Origin of the sequence: Paenibacillus sp. P3E (genome assembly GCF_001909045.1) — a bacterium.
Classification (GTDB): Bacteria; Bacillota; Bacilli; order Paenibacillales; family Paenibacillaceae; genus Paenibacillus_AQ; species Paenibacillus_AQ helianthi.
Map to the genome: position 1 here is coordinate 129616 of NZ_LVWH01000198.1, position 13433 is coordinate 143048.

Below are 13433 nucleotides of genomic sequence, written 5' to 3' on the forward strand. Positions count from 1 at the left end.
CGTTATATGGGCAAAGGCTTGTCCCTCTGGTTCGCGTGCTCTTCCATTCTTCTTCTTACCGCAGCATCCATCTCCATCAGCACTAATATCTGGCTGGCTCTGCTGCTGGGTGTGTTATGCATTGCGAATATTGGCTGGGGTTTTATCCTCAAAGCCCGAATGAGACGCAAGGCAGAGACTAAATCACAGCAGCCCTCTTAGCGCAGCGGCAGAAAGCCCATTCGCTCTTTAACACCAGCAAGCGTCTGAGCGGCCACATTACGCGCACGTTCCGCGCCTTCAGCAAGAATGTCAGTCAGCGCGCCCGAACTGCGGATCTCGTGGTATTTCTGCTGCAGAGGCTCAAGCGTAGCTACCAAAACCTCACCCAGATCTTTTTTGAAGCCTCCATACATTTGGCCCTCGTAACGGTCAGCAATCTGCTGAAGCGTCATTCCGGAGCATTCAGCGTAAATACTCATCAGGTTGCTGATCTCAGGCTTGGTCGCCGGATCAAAGATCACCTCACGGCCGGAGTCCGTTGTGGCACGGCTTATTTTTTTGCGTATAACATCCGGCGGATCCAGCAGAGCGATATAGCTGCCAGGATTCGGATTGCTTTTGCTCATCTTTTTGGTGCCGTCATCCAGTGACATTATACGTGCGCCAACTTCTGGAATGTAAGGCTCTGGAACCGTGAAGAATTCACCAAAACGGTGGTTAAAGCGTCCCGCCAAATCGCGTGTCAGCTCCAGATGCTGCTTCTGGTCTTCCCCGACGGGTACCAGGTCAGCATTGTAAATCAGAATGTCAGCCGCCATCAGTGACGGGTATACGAACAGACCCGCGCCTACAGAGTCCTTGCCGGAAGACTTATCCTTGAACTGTGTCATCCGCTCCAGCTCGCCCATTGCGGTTAAGGTAGTTATAATCCAGCCCAGCTCTGCGTGCTGCTGTACATGGGACTGCATATAGACATTGGAAATCGCGGGATCAATCCCTGCCGCCAGGTACAGAGCCGCTACTGATTCTGAATTCTCCCGCAGTGCAGCAGGGTCCTGGGAGACCGTAATGGCATGAAGATCCACAACCATAAAGTAGCACTCATGCTCTTCTTGCAGCTTAACGAAATTTTTGATCGCACCGATGTAGTTCCCCAGAGTCAGTGAACCGCTCGGCTGAATGCCGGACAATACTTTTTTAGCCATCTTATTCCCTCCGATTATGTTTTTACTTCCGGCAGCACACAAAAAAGCCCCACATCCGCAAGGGACGTGAGACCGTGGTACCACCCTTATTCGCCGCCAGCAGTCTCTTCCAAATAAGAGATGTATCAAGCAGCCTTGACTTCCGTTAACGGGGAAGAGCCGGCCGGTCTACTAAGGTCCCAAACCTGTTCGAACGCGGCGCTCCAGGGTCCATTCAGCCTGAAGTGCCCCACCGGTTCGCATCAACCACCGGCTTTCTGAAGGTGCTTCTTCCGCTTACTTGTCCCTGTCATCGCATTGTCATGTTCATGAATGCATCCATCATAGAGCGAACTGGGGAAGTTGTCAAATGACTTAACCCCTGTATATAAATCTGGTATGATAAGGGTATTCGTGTCTTTCGATTACAGTTACATTAAAGGAGCATACATTTCATGAAACAGGTGACCAAAGGGCAGTGGGGCGGTTATGATACCTATATTTTGCATAGCCGTGAGCTGGAAGTCACGCTTTTGCCGCGACTGGGTAACAACGTCATTTCGTTGTGGGACCGTAAGGAAAACCGTGAAATTCTGCGCAGGCCCGAGGAGAGCGACCTATCCTTTTACCTGCAGAAGCCTTATCATTTTGGCATGCCCCTACTGATTCCTCCCGGACGTATCCGTGAGGGACAATTCCAATTCGAAGGCACAAGCTATCAGTTCGAGCCGAATTCAGCAGGAGGACACCATATTCATGGCCTGCACCGCGCGCAATCCTGGTGTGTAAGCGATATTGAAGAAGACGAGGAAGGCTGCGCAGTGACTACAGAATTCAATACTGCGGATGATCCCCGATGGATGGAGCAATTTCCTGTCCCTTTAAAGTTTGAGATGACATTCCGTTTGCAGGATGCCCGTTTCAAGCAAACGCTCAAGGTTTCACATCTGGGAGACAAGAATATCCCTTTTGGAATGGGGTACCACACCTGGTTTATGATAGATGGCGAGCCGGATCGCTGGAAGCTTGAGCTGCCCGTCCAAAGTGTCTATGAATTGAACAATGAACTGCTGACCAGCGGCAATCTGCTGCCTTTAGGTGAGCTTGAAGCTCTGAATCAAGGCATGGAACTGGCGGGTACAAATCTGGACACCGTACTGCGAATTGGAGATGAGCAGTCTGCGGAAGCTGTACTGATGCGGAATGACGGCTATGGGCTTCGTTATACTGCAGACAAGGAATTCTTCCGCCACTGGGTGATATACACCAAAGGAACAGCAGACCAATTTCTCTGTATTGAGCCCTATACCTGGCTTCCCGATGCACCCAACCTGGACAAAGATTCTTCCTTCACAGGCATAATTACCTTAAAACCAGGCCAAACTCTTGCGGTTTCAAGCCTTCTTGAAATCATCTATCCCGAACTCTAACTTTCATATAATTACCATCCTCGAAACCTTCCTGAACCGTGCATGAATTCATCTCCTAGCGCTCATACTATCTTCACAACGGGCGAAGGAGGTGAACAAACATGGGTCAAGCAGGTCAACAAGGTCGTGGTAGCCGTTCCAATAACCTAGTCGTTCCTCAAGCAAATGCAGCCCTGCAGCAATTGAAATATGAAGCAGCACAGGAGCTTGGAGTAACTATCCCAGCTGACGGTTATTATGGGAACTACACTTCCCGCGAAACCGGTTCTTTGGGAGGATATATCACCAAACGTCTGGTGCAGCTGGCAGAGCAACAATTGTCCGGTCGTTCGCAGTAACAGCCTTATCATAAGTATCCCGCCAGGCTGAATGCCTAAGCGGACCCGCTTTATAGCCCTCTTGCGCCTCTCACCGAGACGCAAGAGGGCTTTTGCTTGTGCAGATCTATGTATATCTTAGCCGTAGAATTGATCGGACTTGTCGGCATGAACATTGCGTGGATAGCGGATCAACAGATTGGCCATGTTATAGTTGGATTCGAGTGTGGCATCAACAACCACCATTCCCTGACGGACGGCAAATTCATAGCTGATTTCACCATGCGTCCAGCGCCGTTTAAATTTCAGGCTTTCCAGAGCCATAAGCCGGAACGAAGACTGTTGTCCAACGGTCAGCCCCTCTTGTTCTTCCTCAAAAGCCCCACTGCGACCTGCCAGCGGATTATGGCGGATCCCGAACTTCCCAATGACGTTATTTCTGATTTGCACAAAAACCGTGCCGGAAGACAGTCCTGACAATTCCTCCTGCAGTTCCTTAAACACCAAATCAATCTGTCTTGCCAGTGATAGTTGTTCCGTTCTCAGCATGTGTCTCCCCCTAAAAGTTTTGTAAGCTCATGTTATTTTCACTTTCTAGCAGCCCTTATATAAGGCTTTAGGCTCATTATAGGCCACCTAGTACAAGCGTTCAACATTATTCAACATAATTGGGTGTTTATCCCTATATATGCGTAAATTTCATTGTTTTATCGTATATTTCCTTCTATCAATCGTCTAATTTCGACAGTATTTCAACACAAAAAAACCCCTAAAAAGGGGTTTTTGCGTATTAATACAAGGTGTTCAAACCTCATTTTTTGCCTGCAAAAAGATGAAACGCCTTGGTTCTGACAAACTTTTAGGCTGAATGTTCTGTCATTCTCAAGAATTCGTTAATATCTGCAGTAATCAAATCTGTTGCACCTTGCCAGAAATCAGGCTTCGTCAAATCCACACCCAGATGCTTCGACACCAAATCCTCTAGGGTCATGATACCTGTATCACGCAGCAGACTGTCGTATTTATCGGCGAAAGATGCACCTTCCTGGAGGGCAAGCCGGTACAATCCTGTACTGAACATGTAGCCAACGGTGTATGGGAAGTTGTAGAATGGCACATCCGTAATATAGAAATGCAGCTTGGCTGCCCAGAAATGCGGATGATATTCAGACAGAATTCCGCAGTAGGCTTCCTTCTGCGCTTCTACCATCAGCTCCGACAATTCTTCGGCATTCACCAGCCCCTGCTTACGCTTCTCATAAAAACGGGTTTCAAACAAAAAGCGGGCGTGGATATTCATGAAGAAGGCCACACTATTCTGGATTTTCGCTTCAAGCAGGGCAATTTTCTCCTCGCTGCTTGCTGCAGCCTTAACTTGGGCATCGGCTACAATGACCTCTGCGAAGGTTGAAGCGGTCTCTGCCACATTCATGGCATAGTTCTGATTGAACAGAGGAAGATCTTCCAGCAGATAGGAATGATAAGCATGCCCAAGTTCATGAGCCAGGGTCGACACATTGGATGGGGTGCCGCTATAGGTCATAAAAATGCGGGATTCCTTGCTTTCCGGAAAGGATACACAGAATCCGCCTGGGCGTTTACCTGGTCGGTCTTCCACCTCAATCCAATTGCTGTCGAAAGCGCGTTCGGCAAAATCAGCCAGCTTCGGACTGAATTTGCGGAACTGCGTTACAATGTCTTTTGCTGCCTGATCGTAGGGAATTTTGCCGGAGGACTTGCCTACCGGTGCATCTACATCTACCCAGGCCAGAGATTCAAGCCCGAGCAGCTTGGCTTTACGGTTTAAGTAAGAGACCAGTGCCGGTTTGGCTTTGGTAATCACGTCCCACATCATATCCAGTGATGCTCCTGACATGCGGTTAATGCCCAGCGGCTCCTTGAGCACATTCTCCCAGCCACGGCCTTGATACAGATTCAGACGGAAGCCTGCCAGGTGATTGAGGGTGTCTGCACAATAGTCGGCCGCACCGGCCCAGGCTTCTTCCCATTTGCGGAACATGATCTCCCGCACCTTAGGGTCGGGATCATCCAGCTTGTTGAAGGCCTGTCCGGCGGACAGCAGCTTGGCCCCCTCTTTATCCTCATATGGGATCTGTATGGAGCTCACAATCGTTTCGTAGTGCTCGCTCCAGCCATGATAACCGTCAACAGCCAACTTAAGCGCGAGTCCCTCCAGTTCCGGACTCATTTTCTCACGGGCTAAGTCGCGGCTCTCACTGAGAACAAACTCCAGTGGCGCAATTTCCGGGCGGGCCATCCACTCGCTCCATACATCATCGGGGGTTTGCCGCAGCACATTGTCGAACTTGGAGCTGACGCCCTCGAAGCCTGCACGAAGGCCCGTAACCTTGGAGGACAGCCGTACAGCGCCCTTGTCCTGCTGATTCTGCGCACCCAGACATCCGGCAAATTCCGAAGCCTGAACCAGACGGCCGGAACAGCTCTGCAGCAATGCTATAACTTCATCCAGCGCACGGGTCGATTCGACATTTACAGGTGAAGCTGACTCTGCAACCTGCTGTCCTAGAACCTGGATGTCGGTCTCCAGCTTTTTCAAATAGCTCTCAAACTGCGGTGAAGCAGATCCTCCCGGAAATATAGAATCCAGTTCCCAGGTCAATGATAAAGGTTGTTTCATTTGGGTTCCCCTTCCATTACTAACATTTGGTTTTCTTTGTATTTGGCCTGCAGCCATGGTAAAGTGAATTCAAATACGGGCAGATGCCCTGAAGTACCGCCAACCCTATTTATTAAGGAGGACATCCCCATGAAGCCATTGCAGATTTCACCGGAAACGGCGATTACATTATCTAAACAACTCGGTGTTCCACTGGAACACCTGATGCATATGCCTCAACATATCTTGCTGCAAAAGATCGCGGAGCTATCCAAGAAGCAGAGTGAAGACACCGCCGGCAGCGATGCCGGGTCCCAGCCGTCCGAGAAGGACGAACAATGATACCCTTCAGCCATACCTGGCCTTATGACATCACTTTAGGAGACATGTATGTGCAGTACTGTCCGTTCTGCGACAAGGAGAACGTGCTTCTGCCTATGAAACCGGACGAGTTGCAGCTTGTCCGGGACGGCAAAAAAAGGCTGCTGGTCTTCCCTTGCTGTAAGACCAGCCTGACTGTAATCGACAACGACGCCGATTACCTGCTCTTTGACCGGTCTGTCCGCTGATCATTCAGCACAGACCGCTGCATTTTTCCGTTGACTATAGCTTAACAGGTGCACAGGAGAAGCTTCCTGTGCCTTTTTTAGTGATATCCAGCAGATACTCCTTATGTACCCGACGATAATCCGTCCGGACTTAGTTCTCCCCCATTCATCTGTTCACGCAAAAGAGCCCACTGCTCCCGGGCCGCCCGGATCATCGCAGCATCCATAATCTTCTGGTCATTGATCAGACGCGAAAACCATTTCACTGCGTTTGAAAATTCGCCGATGCGGCGGTTCAGCTCACCAATCAGGTACATCAGACGGGCATCGTTACCGCCAATGCCATCATTTTCAAAGACCTTAATATACATGTCGAGTGAATAACGCAAGAAACGCTGCTCCTGCGCAGTATCCCCTTGATACCGGTACATCCAGGCAATATGATGCAAAAGACTGGCAATAATCCGGTCCTTATCCTTGATGCTCTGGGCACAGATCAATGCAAGCTTATAGGTCTCAAGTGCAATCTCCCAGCTGCGTTTATCACCAAAGTCCCGGGAAATCCAGCGGCTGCCCACCTGATCGCCGAAAGACTTGCGCTGCCAGTCAGCGAGCTTGTCCGCAGAATTCTCCGTAGAGGCAAAACCGCAGGCCGGGCAGACGCGCACGACGTAATAATCCGGGTTCTCATCCTTGTAGTAAGAGCAGAAATCTGCATCACGGCGAATTGCCTTTTTGAGGCTGGGACGAACTCTTGAGGTTATAAATTCTTTCTCACAGTTGCAGCAGATTACTTTAATAGTGTATAAAGGTATCAAATCCGGCAATGCCCTCATCCTTTCACGATCAACTACGCGTTACTCCTGGGGCATGTTGACAAAATGATGTGCAGGACCCGCAAGCCGGCTTAATACAAATGAACGCAGCGGCTCCTCCACACCCGTTTCCTCTAGCGCCTCTTTCATACAAGCCAGCCACTCTTCCGCACGCTCCGGGGTAATCGGGACATGCATATGCCTTGCCCTCATCATCGGATGTCCATGCAGCTCAGAATAGAGTGTGGGTCCACCAAAAAATTGACTCAGGAATTGATACTGTTTCTCCAGGACAGGAGTAATATCTGCCGGGAACAAAGGGCCGAGCTGCGGATGAAGCTGCACCTTGGCATAAAAAACCTCTACCAGCCGGTGCAAACCCTCTGCGCCTCCCAGGTTGTCATATAAGCTGTCGTTTGGATTCATCGGCGGTTACCAGCTTTCTTCCGTATTCATGTAACGGCTTTTTTATTATACCAAAATTTACGCTGCCCGGTTATCCTGCCGTAAGTAACATATTGTGAAGCTTACCTACAGAAAAAAGACGCTAAACCATGGTTTAGCGCCTAGAGTATTTAATAGGTCCGAAATTCCTCATCACCAGGTGGGACAAGAGAGACCCGGATAACATATACAAAAGCACAAACCAGAACTCCGGCAACTACACTCATCACCATCACTCCATCCCTAATAAGGTGTGCATTAATTAATTTTATATTACCATAATTTCAGTCAAAAAGCACATCCAAGTGTAACCGCTTTCTGAATTTTTTTGTGCTGTTTGTCCCTCTTTTTGCATACATTTATCCATATACCGGGAGGCGTTGCCGATGATTCTGAAAAAAAACTACGGCCTGCTGTTGGGTGTCCTCCTTGCCGGATGTATGATGCTCCTGCTGCTGAATCCGGCAAGCTCTCTGGATGCAGCCGTACGCGGGCTTACCGTCTGGTGGGACGTGCTGTTCCCCTCGCTTTTTCCCTTTTTCGTGATATCCGAAATGATGCTGGGCTTCGGTGTAGTTCATCTGTTCGGGGCTCTGCTCGACCCGCTCATGCGTCCACTCTTCAATATTCCCGGCAGTGGAGGCTTTGTCGCGGCTATGGGTTATGTATCAGGATACCCTGTTGGCGCCAGATTAACCGCAAAGCTGCGTGAACAGGAACTGCTGAACCGTGTAGAAGGCGAACGGCTCGTGGCTTTTACCACTTCCTCCGACCCGATTTTTCTGCTGGGCGCGGTCTCCGTAGGGTTCTTTCATGATGCTTCTCTGGGACTTATCCTTGCGCTGGCCCATTACGGAGGCGGCTTTTTAGTAGGACTTCTGATGTCTTTTCACGGCCGGCGCGAGAATGCCACCGTTCCCGTAGCTTCTCCTGCCTCCAACCTTCCGGAGGCTTCTGACGACAGAGATACCGGGAGAATCCGCCTGGCTCTTCGTTCTATGGCAGAAGCAAGACGCAGGGATGGACGAAGCCTCGGAGAGTTGCTGAAGGGAGCCGTTCAAGCTTCGCTGCAGCTCATTATTGTGGTAGGCGGCCTGGTGGTATTCTTCAATGTGCTGATGGAGCTGATGTCCCGTGCCGGAATCATGTCCGCACTCATCAGCGTTACCGAGGGACTTTTGACCTGGGCGGGGTTCCCGGCTGACCTGTCCCGGGCTCTCGTCAGCGGCCTCTTCGAAGTGACGCTGGGTGCCCGCTCTGCCGGCTCAGCGGCCGATTCGGTCCCGCTACAATACAAGGTAGCCGCCGCAGCCTGTGTACTCTCCTGGGGCGGCTTATCCGTCCACGCTCAGGTCGCCAGCATCCTGAATGGAACAGGGCTTCGCTATCTGCCCTTTATGGCTGCCAGGCTGGTGCATGCGTTCTTGTCTACGGGACTCGTACTTTTGCTCTGGAATCCCGTGGTCCGTTCGGGCCTCTCAACTGGCTATAGTGCAACTCCTGCCGCTGCCGGTTTTACCTCCCCGCTGTCCGGCTTGGCCAGCAGTATGAGCTGGCTTGGGGTACTTCTGGGCACAGCCCTGCTGCTCTCTCTCCTGGTTCTCCTCATCCGCCGTATTCCGTGCTTTGGACGGAGGCTGTGACTTTTACCACTTCAAATATTGTGTTCCGGGTCCAGATTGATTATGATCGGTGTATGACTGAAACATACAAAGGAGCTTATACATCTTGAGATATTATGTTCTGGACCGCGGGGACGAACTGTCCATCAAACTTGCGGAGCAATTTCACAAGCTGGCAGCGGAACGGAATCTGGAGCTGGATGCGAAGTCTCCGGAAATCGTGATCTCGATTGGCGGGGACGGCACGATGCTGCACGCCTTTCACACTTTTATCGATCAGATCCCCAATCTGTCTTTTGTGGGCGTCCATACTGGACATTTAGGATTCTATGCGGACTGGAAGGCAGACGAACTGCCTACTCTGATTGATTACATGTGTGGGATTGGCACCTCGGAGCCCCAGAAGCCACGCATGGTCAAATATCCGCTGCTTGAGCTAGAGATCCACAAGAAATCCGGCTCCACCTCTCATATTGCCTTGAATGAGTTCACCCTGAAGGGTGTAGACGGAACGGTAGTCATTCAGATTGACATCAATGATGTGACATTCGAAATGTTCCGCGGGGATGGTCTGTGTGTGTCCACACCGTCAGGCAGCACTGCCTACAACAAAAGCCTCGGCGGTGCGATGGTGCATCCTTCCATAGAAGCCCTGCAGATTGCGGAAATTGCCTCCATCAACAACCGGGTCTTCCGCACAATGGGATCTCCTCTGCTGCTGCCGAAGCACCATCACTGCGATATTTTCTCGCGTAAGGACCAGCGGCTGCTGCTAACCATTGACCACAACAACATTCCTGTTGATGACCTGATCTCCGTGCGCTGCCAGGTATCCGACAAAAAAATCAGCTTTGCCAGGTACCGCCCTTTTCCATTTTGGAACCGGGTCCGTGAAGCTTTCCTGATCTAGCATATTTCAGCAAAATACAGGGATTTCGTCTGTTCGGATAGAGCAGCCTTCCCGTAAAGCCAAAGCCGGAGACGACGCTGCATCTCCGGCTTTGTCATGCTTTAACTAAGCTTACATGATTGGATAGACAGCAAGAAATTTCCGATGGTATAATGAACCTATTTTACAAAGAGTTGTTATTTAAAGGAGAGAACCATTATTGAAGAAATTTTTATCCCTCATGGGCATAAGCCTGCTGGCCTTGATGCTGGCGGTACCTGCTTTTGCCGCAGACAAACCGATTACAGTCAACATTAATGGAAGCAACGTTGCTTTCACCGCTGGTTCTCCTTATCTGAAGAACAATTCTGTACTTGTCCCTTTTCGGGTCATTTTTGAAAAGCTGGGGCTGAAGGTGCTCTGGGATGCAAAAACCGGAACGGTCACCGGGACAAGCAGCAATCTGGAAGTCACCCTCAAAATCGGCAGTAACCGGGCAACAGTAAATGGTCTAGTCAAGAAACTAGCCACCGCTCCGGTCTCCAGCCAAGGCACTACATACATACCCTTACGGTTCGTGGCTGAAGCTACCGGCGGTTCAGCGATCTGGGATAAGACCAGCAAAAGTGTGACGATCCTCACCTCCGTGGACACTGCGAAAGATGAGAAGGAAATTACTGACCTTATTCATTTGTCCAATGAGTATCTTAATTCTGAAAATGCGGCAGGATACTATTCGCTCGTAGTTCACCATTCGGACCAGACCGAGTCGATCGACAATATGAAGGAATACTTCAAATCGTATGATATGGTCAACACCATCGAAAGTATGGATATCTTAAGCATTCAGGGCAATGAAGCCATCGTGCATACTGTAGAAAAATCTGTGCGCAAGGGCGGCCGCTATCTGCCGGATGCGCAGGTAGAATACCTGAACACGCTTGTCCGCAAGAATGGTGTATGGAAGATTGAAAGCTCCGAGTCCCAAGACAGCACCGTTCTGCTTACTCCTGAACAAGGGAAGACAGCTGCGGTCCTTCCTGATCACGATGCTGCCGCCATCAAGGACAGCCTAAGCAAATATTATGCGGCAAGAAACGCCAAGGATATCGATGGCTTAATTGCACAGACCACTTACGGGAAAGATCATGAAGCTGCCCTGAAGGAGAATCTGACTGAATATTTTAAAGGCTACAACCTGGTCTACACGCTGAATAGCTCAAATGTCTTCTATTACTCTGCGGATGAGGCTGCCGTATATGTGGAGTACACTATTAAAGAAGCCGATTCAGCTGAAAGCCAAACCCAATCTTCTGTTTATGTTTTCTCCAAATCCAGCGGCGGTCTATGGACTGTTGATGACTCTTATCTAATGGGCAGTAATACTTCAAACTAATCATATAAAAAAGGGTGTATGCAATCATGAAATCAGGCAAGTTAATGACCTCAGTCCTTAGTGGCTGTCTGGCAGTATCTCTTATTCTTGCTCCAGCTGCTCTGGCGGACAGTTCTCAGGCTGCCACGGGCACAGACAATACGCAAGCGGCAACGGGTACGGACCTTATTAATGAAATTATGCAGAATCTGGAGAAATACAATATTGAGGGAGTGGACCAGGATACACTGATCCGCGGAGCTATTGACGGCATGGTAAATACACTGGATGATCCCTACAGCCAGTACTTCGACAAGGACGAGGCTGCAAAGTTCAGCCAACAGGTCGATCTCGAATATGTCGGTATCGGCGTCAGAATGATGTACACCGCCAAAGAATTGTATATTGAAGAAGTTATGGCCGGTTCACCAGCAGAGAAAGCCGGGCTTAAGCGCGGAGATTCGATCCTCAAAATTGATGGTGTCAAAATCGAAGATACCGAAGGTGACGAGCTGAGCGGTGCAGCAGGCTCTAAAGTAACTCTGCTCGTGAGCAGAAACGGAATGGTCAAATCTTACATCGTTGTCCGCAGCGATATCGCTTCAACCTCGGTCAAAGGTAAAATGCTCGGAGATAAGATTGCCTACATCTCTATCGACGGTTTCACGCAAACCGCCGATGAAGAGTTCACCGCCGTTCTCGGCAAAATGCGTGCCGCAGGTATGAAATCCATGGTGCTCGATCTGCGGAACAATCCAGGCGGCTACATGGATTCAGCCTATAATATTGCCTCCAAATTCATGGCCAAGGGCATTATGATGTACACCTCGGATCAAAGCGGTGTTTTGACACCAGTAACCATTACAGATGGCAGTAAAATCGGGGTGCCGGTTGTAGTGCTGACGAACGAAAACAGCGCCAGTGCTTCTGAAGCGCTGACCGGTGCTTTGAGGGACAACAAGCTGGCTACGGTCGTAGGTACACGCTCTTACGGCAAAGCGCGGATTCAGAGTCTGCTTCCCGTATCTAATGGAGCCGAACTGAAGCTGACCACACAGAAATACTTAACTCCAAGCAAAGAGGATTTCAATCATATCGGGTTGTCCCCTGATATTGAGGTCCAAGGCAAGACGGCACAGCTGATCACCGCCCTGCAAATTGCGGGAATGACCAGTATTAGTGCTGCAGGAGACAATCACATTCTCGATCTGAACGGCATTCCTTTTGCCGGAAATGTCGGATTGATCAAGCAAGGAAATACGATCTACGCTTCCTCACGCGTCCTGGCTGCACTGATGGAGAGCGAAGTATCCTGGGATGCCAAGAACAAGAAAGTTCTGGTTACAAACGGCGCCGGTAAAGTATCCGGGTTCTCCGTGACCACCAAAGAGGCGCTGTCGCAGGACAACGAAACCTTTATTGATGTAAAAGCCTTTCAGCATAAGTTCCCGTCCCTGGTATGGAGCTACAATGCAGCGCAGAAACAATTGAAGTTAACCGCAAAGTAAACCGGATCAAGACCAGAAAGGCTGTGCCATCCTTAACTGGATAGCACAGCCTTTCTGGTCTCGGGGAGCTGTAGCAGGGCTGGATGCTGGGATGAGGTTGGGCGTGGGGCTAGGTGCAGGGATGAGGTTGAGGTTAAAGGCTGGGAGCTGGAACTGAGGCTGGGAGTAGTTAGAGCGGGGGCTGGGAGTTCCCGCTAGCTTAGTGAACCTGCACCTCGCCAGTAGTTGCTTGGCCGTCTTCGTCTTTGGGGGCAAGCTCAAGTGGAAAAAGTGAACTTAATTCGCCCTATCTCGCTCCAAAACAAGCAATAGTGGGAAAAAGTACCTTTAATCTGGCCGATTCGCACTATTACAGGTGAATGCGTCTGTATTAAGTATACTTATGCAAGTAGAATAAAAAGTGGACACCCGTTAAGAGAGCATGAATAATGAACTTAACGAGGAGGTGTTCACATGGGTGAACAACGGCAACGGTACAATGAAAAGTTTAAAAGAGAAGCCGTCAAGTATATTCAGGAACAGACGAAGACGGTGGTGGAGATTGGGGAGGAGCTGGGCATCTCCCCTGGTGTGCTGCATAACTGGCTGGCGAAGTATCGGGAGTTCGGCAATGAACCTGTAAACAGTGCGGAAAAGGTTCGCGAACTGGAGCAGCGGCTGGCGGAACAAGAAAAAGAATTA

At 50.0% G+C, this 13433-nt stretch carries 15 protein-coding genes and 1 other annotated feature; of the genes, 10 read left to right on the forward strand and 5 right to left on the reverse strand.

The window, feature by feature from the left end:
- Positions 1 to 6: 6 nt before the first annotated feature.
- Positions 7 to 201: a DUF5325 family protein gene (locus A3842_RS24620; protein WP_074103052.1), complete on the forward strand. Its 195-nt coding sequence runs from the start codon at positions 7 to 9 to the stop codon at positions 199 to 201.
- Here A3842_RS24620 and trpS read toward each other — a convergent pair.
- Positions 198 to 1187 carry a tryptophan--tRNA ligase gene (gene trpS, locus A3842_RS24625; RefSeq protein WP_074083815.1) on the reverse strand — a complete coding sequence of 330 codons (990 nt, stop codon included), beginning with the start codon at positions 1185 to 1187 and terminating at the stop codon, positions 198 to 200. The two genes, A3842_RS24620 and trpS, sit on opposite strands and share 4 nt — an antisense overlap.
- A 57-nt stretch (positions 1188 to 1244) precedes the next feature.
- Positions 1245 to 1489, reverse strand: a binding site (T-box leader).
- 132 nt (positions 1490 to 1621) lie between these two features.
- On the opposite strand from trpS, the gene A3842_RS24630 reads away from it, so the two are divergent.
- On the forward strand, positions 1622 to 2596 hold the full coding sequence (locus A3842_RS24630; RefSeq protein WP_074083814.1) for an aldose 1-epimerase: 975 nt from the start codon (positions 1622 to 1624) through the stop codon (positions 2594 to 2596).
- 101 nt (positions 2597 to 2697) lie between these two features.
- On the forward strand, positions 2698 to 2934 hold the full coding sequence (locus A3842_RS24635; RefSeq protein WP_025707482.1) for an alpha/beta-type small acid-soluble spore protein: 237 nt from the start codon (positions 2698 to 2700) through the stop codon (positions 2932 to 2934).
- A gap of 117 nt (positions 2935 to 3051) precedes the next feature.
- Here the strand turns inward: A3842_RS24635 and A3842_RS24640 are convergent, their stop codons facing one another.
- Both A3842_RS24640 and A3842_RS24645 read right to left on the reverse strand, forming a co-directional pair.
- Complete coding sequence (locus tag A3842_RS24640) at positions 3052 to 3462, reverse strand: O-methyltransferase (protein ID WP_074103053.1); 411 nt, start codon at positions 3460 to 3462, stop codon at positions 3052 to 3054.
- A 310-nt stretch (positions 3463 to 3772) separates the two neighbouring features.
- Entirely contained in the window at positions 3773 to 5572 is a 1800-nt protein-coding gene (locus A3842_RS24645; RefSeq protein WP_074103054.1) for a M3 family oligoendopeptidase, read from the reverse strand.
- Positions 5573 to 5701: 129 nt separating this feature from the next.
- Between A3842_RS24645 and A3842_RS24650 the strand changes: the two genes are divergently transcribed.
- Both A3842_RS24650 and A3842_RS24655 read left to right on the forward strand, forming a co-directional pair.
- Positions 5702 to 5893: a YycC family protein gene (locus A3842_RS24650; RefSeq protein WP_074103055.1), complete on the forward strand. Its 192-nt coding sequence runs from the start codon at positions 5702 to 5704 to the stop codon at positions 5891 to 5893.
- Positions 5890 to 6120: a hypothetical protein gene (locus tag A3842_RS24655; RefSeq protein WP_074083809.1), complete on the forward strand. Its 231-nt coding sequence runs from the start codon at positions 5890 to 5892 to the stop codon at positions 6118 to 6120. The genes A3842_RS24650 and A3842_RS24655 overlap by 4 nt, the downstream gene beginning before the upstream one ends.
- 101 nt (positions 6121 to 6221) lie before the next feature.
- On the opposite strand, the gene A3842_RS24660 is transcribed toward A3842_RS24655, so the two are convergent.
- Complete coding sequence (locus A3842_RS24660) at positions 6222 to 6926, reverse strand: DUF2225 domain-containing protein (RefSeq protein ID WP_256701850.1); 705 nt, start codon at positions 6924 to 6926, stop codon at positions 6222 to 6224.
- A 30-nt stretch (positions 6927 to 6956) separates the two neighbouring features.
- Positions 6957 to 7340, reverse strand: a complete 384-nt coding sequence (locus A3842_RS24665; protein ID WP_074083807.1) for a globin domain-containing protein — start codon at positions 7338 to 7340, stop codon at positions 6957 to 6959.
- Positions 7341 to 7744: 404 nt separating this feature from the next.
- On the opposite strand from A3842_RS24665, the gene ylbJ reads away from it, so the two are divergent.
- The 5 genes from ylbJ to A3842_RS24690 form a co-directional block, all read left to right on the forward strand.
- Positions 7745 to 9001, forward strand: a complete 1257-nt coding sequence (gene ylbJ, locus A3842_RS24670) for a sporulation integral membrane protein YlbJ (RefSeq protein ID WP_074103056.1) — start codon at positions 7745 to 7747, stop codon at positions 8999 to 9001.
- An 85-nt stretch (positions 9002 to 9086) separates the two neighbouring features.
- Positions 9087 to 9890 (forward strand): NAD kinase, encoded by an 804-nt coding sequence (locus tag A3842_RS24675; RefSeq protein ID WP_074083805.1) that lies wholly within the window; start codon positions 9087 to 9089, stop codon positions 9888 to 9890.
- A gap of 199 nt (positions 9891 to 10089) precedes the next feature.
- Positions 10090 to 11265 (forward strand): copper amine oxidase N-terminal domain-containing protein, encoded by a 1176-nt coding sequence (locus A3842_RS24680; protein ID WP_074103057.1) that lies wholly within the window; start codon positions 10090 to 10092, stop codon positions 11263 to 11265.
- Positions 11266 to 11291: 26 nt separating this feature from the next.
- Entirely contained in the window at positions 11292 to 12752 is a 1461-nt protein-coding gene (locus tag A3842_RS24685; protein ID WP_074103058.1) for a S41 family peptidase, read from the forward strand.
- A gap of 453 nt (positions 12753 to 13205) precedes the next feature.
- The coding region (locus tag A3842_RS24690) for a transposase (RefSeq protein WP_074103059.1) at positions 13206 to 13433 on the forward strand (228 nt) is incomplete at its 3' end.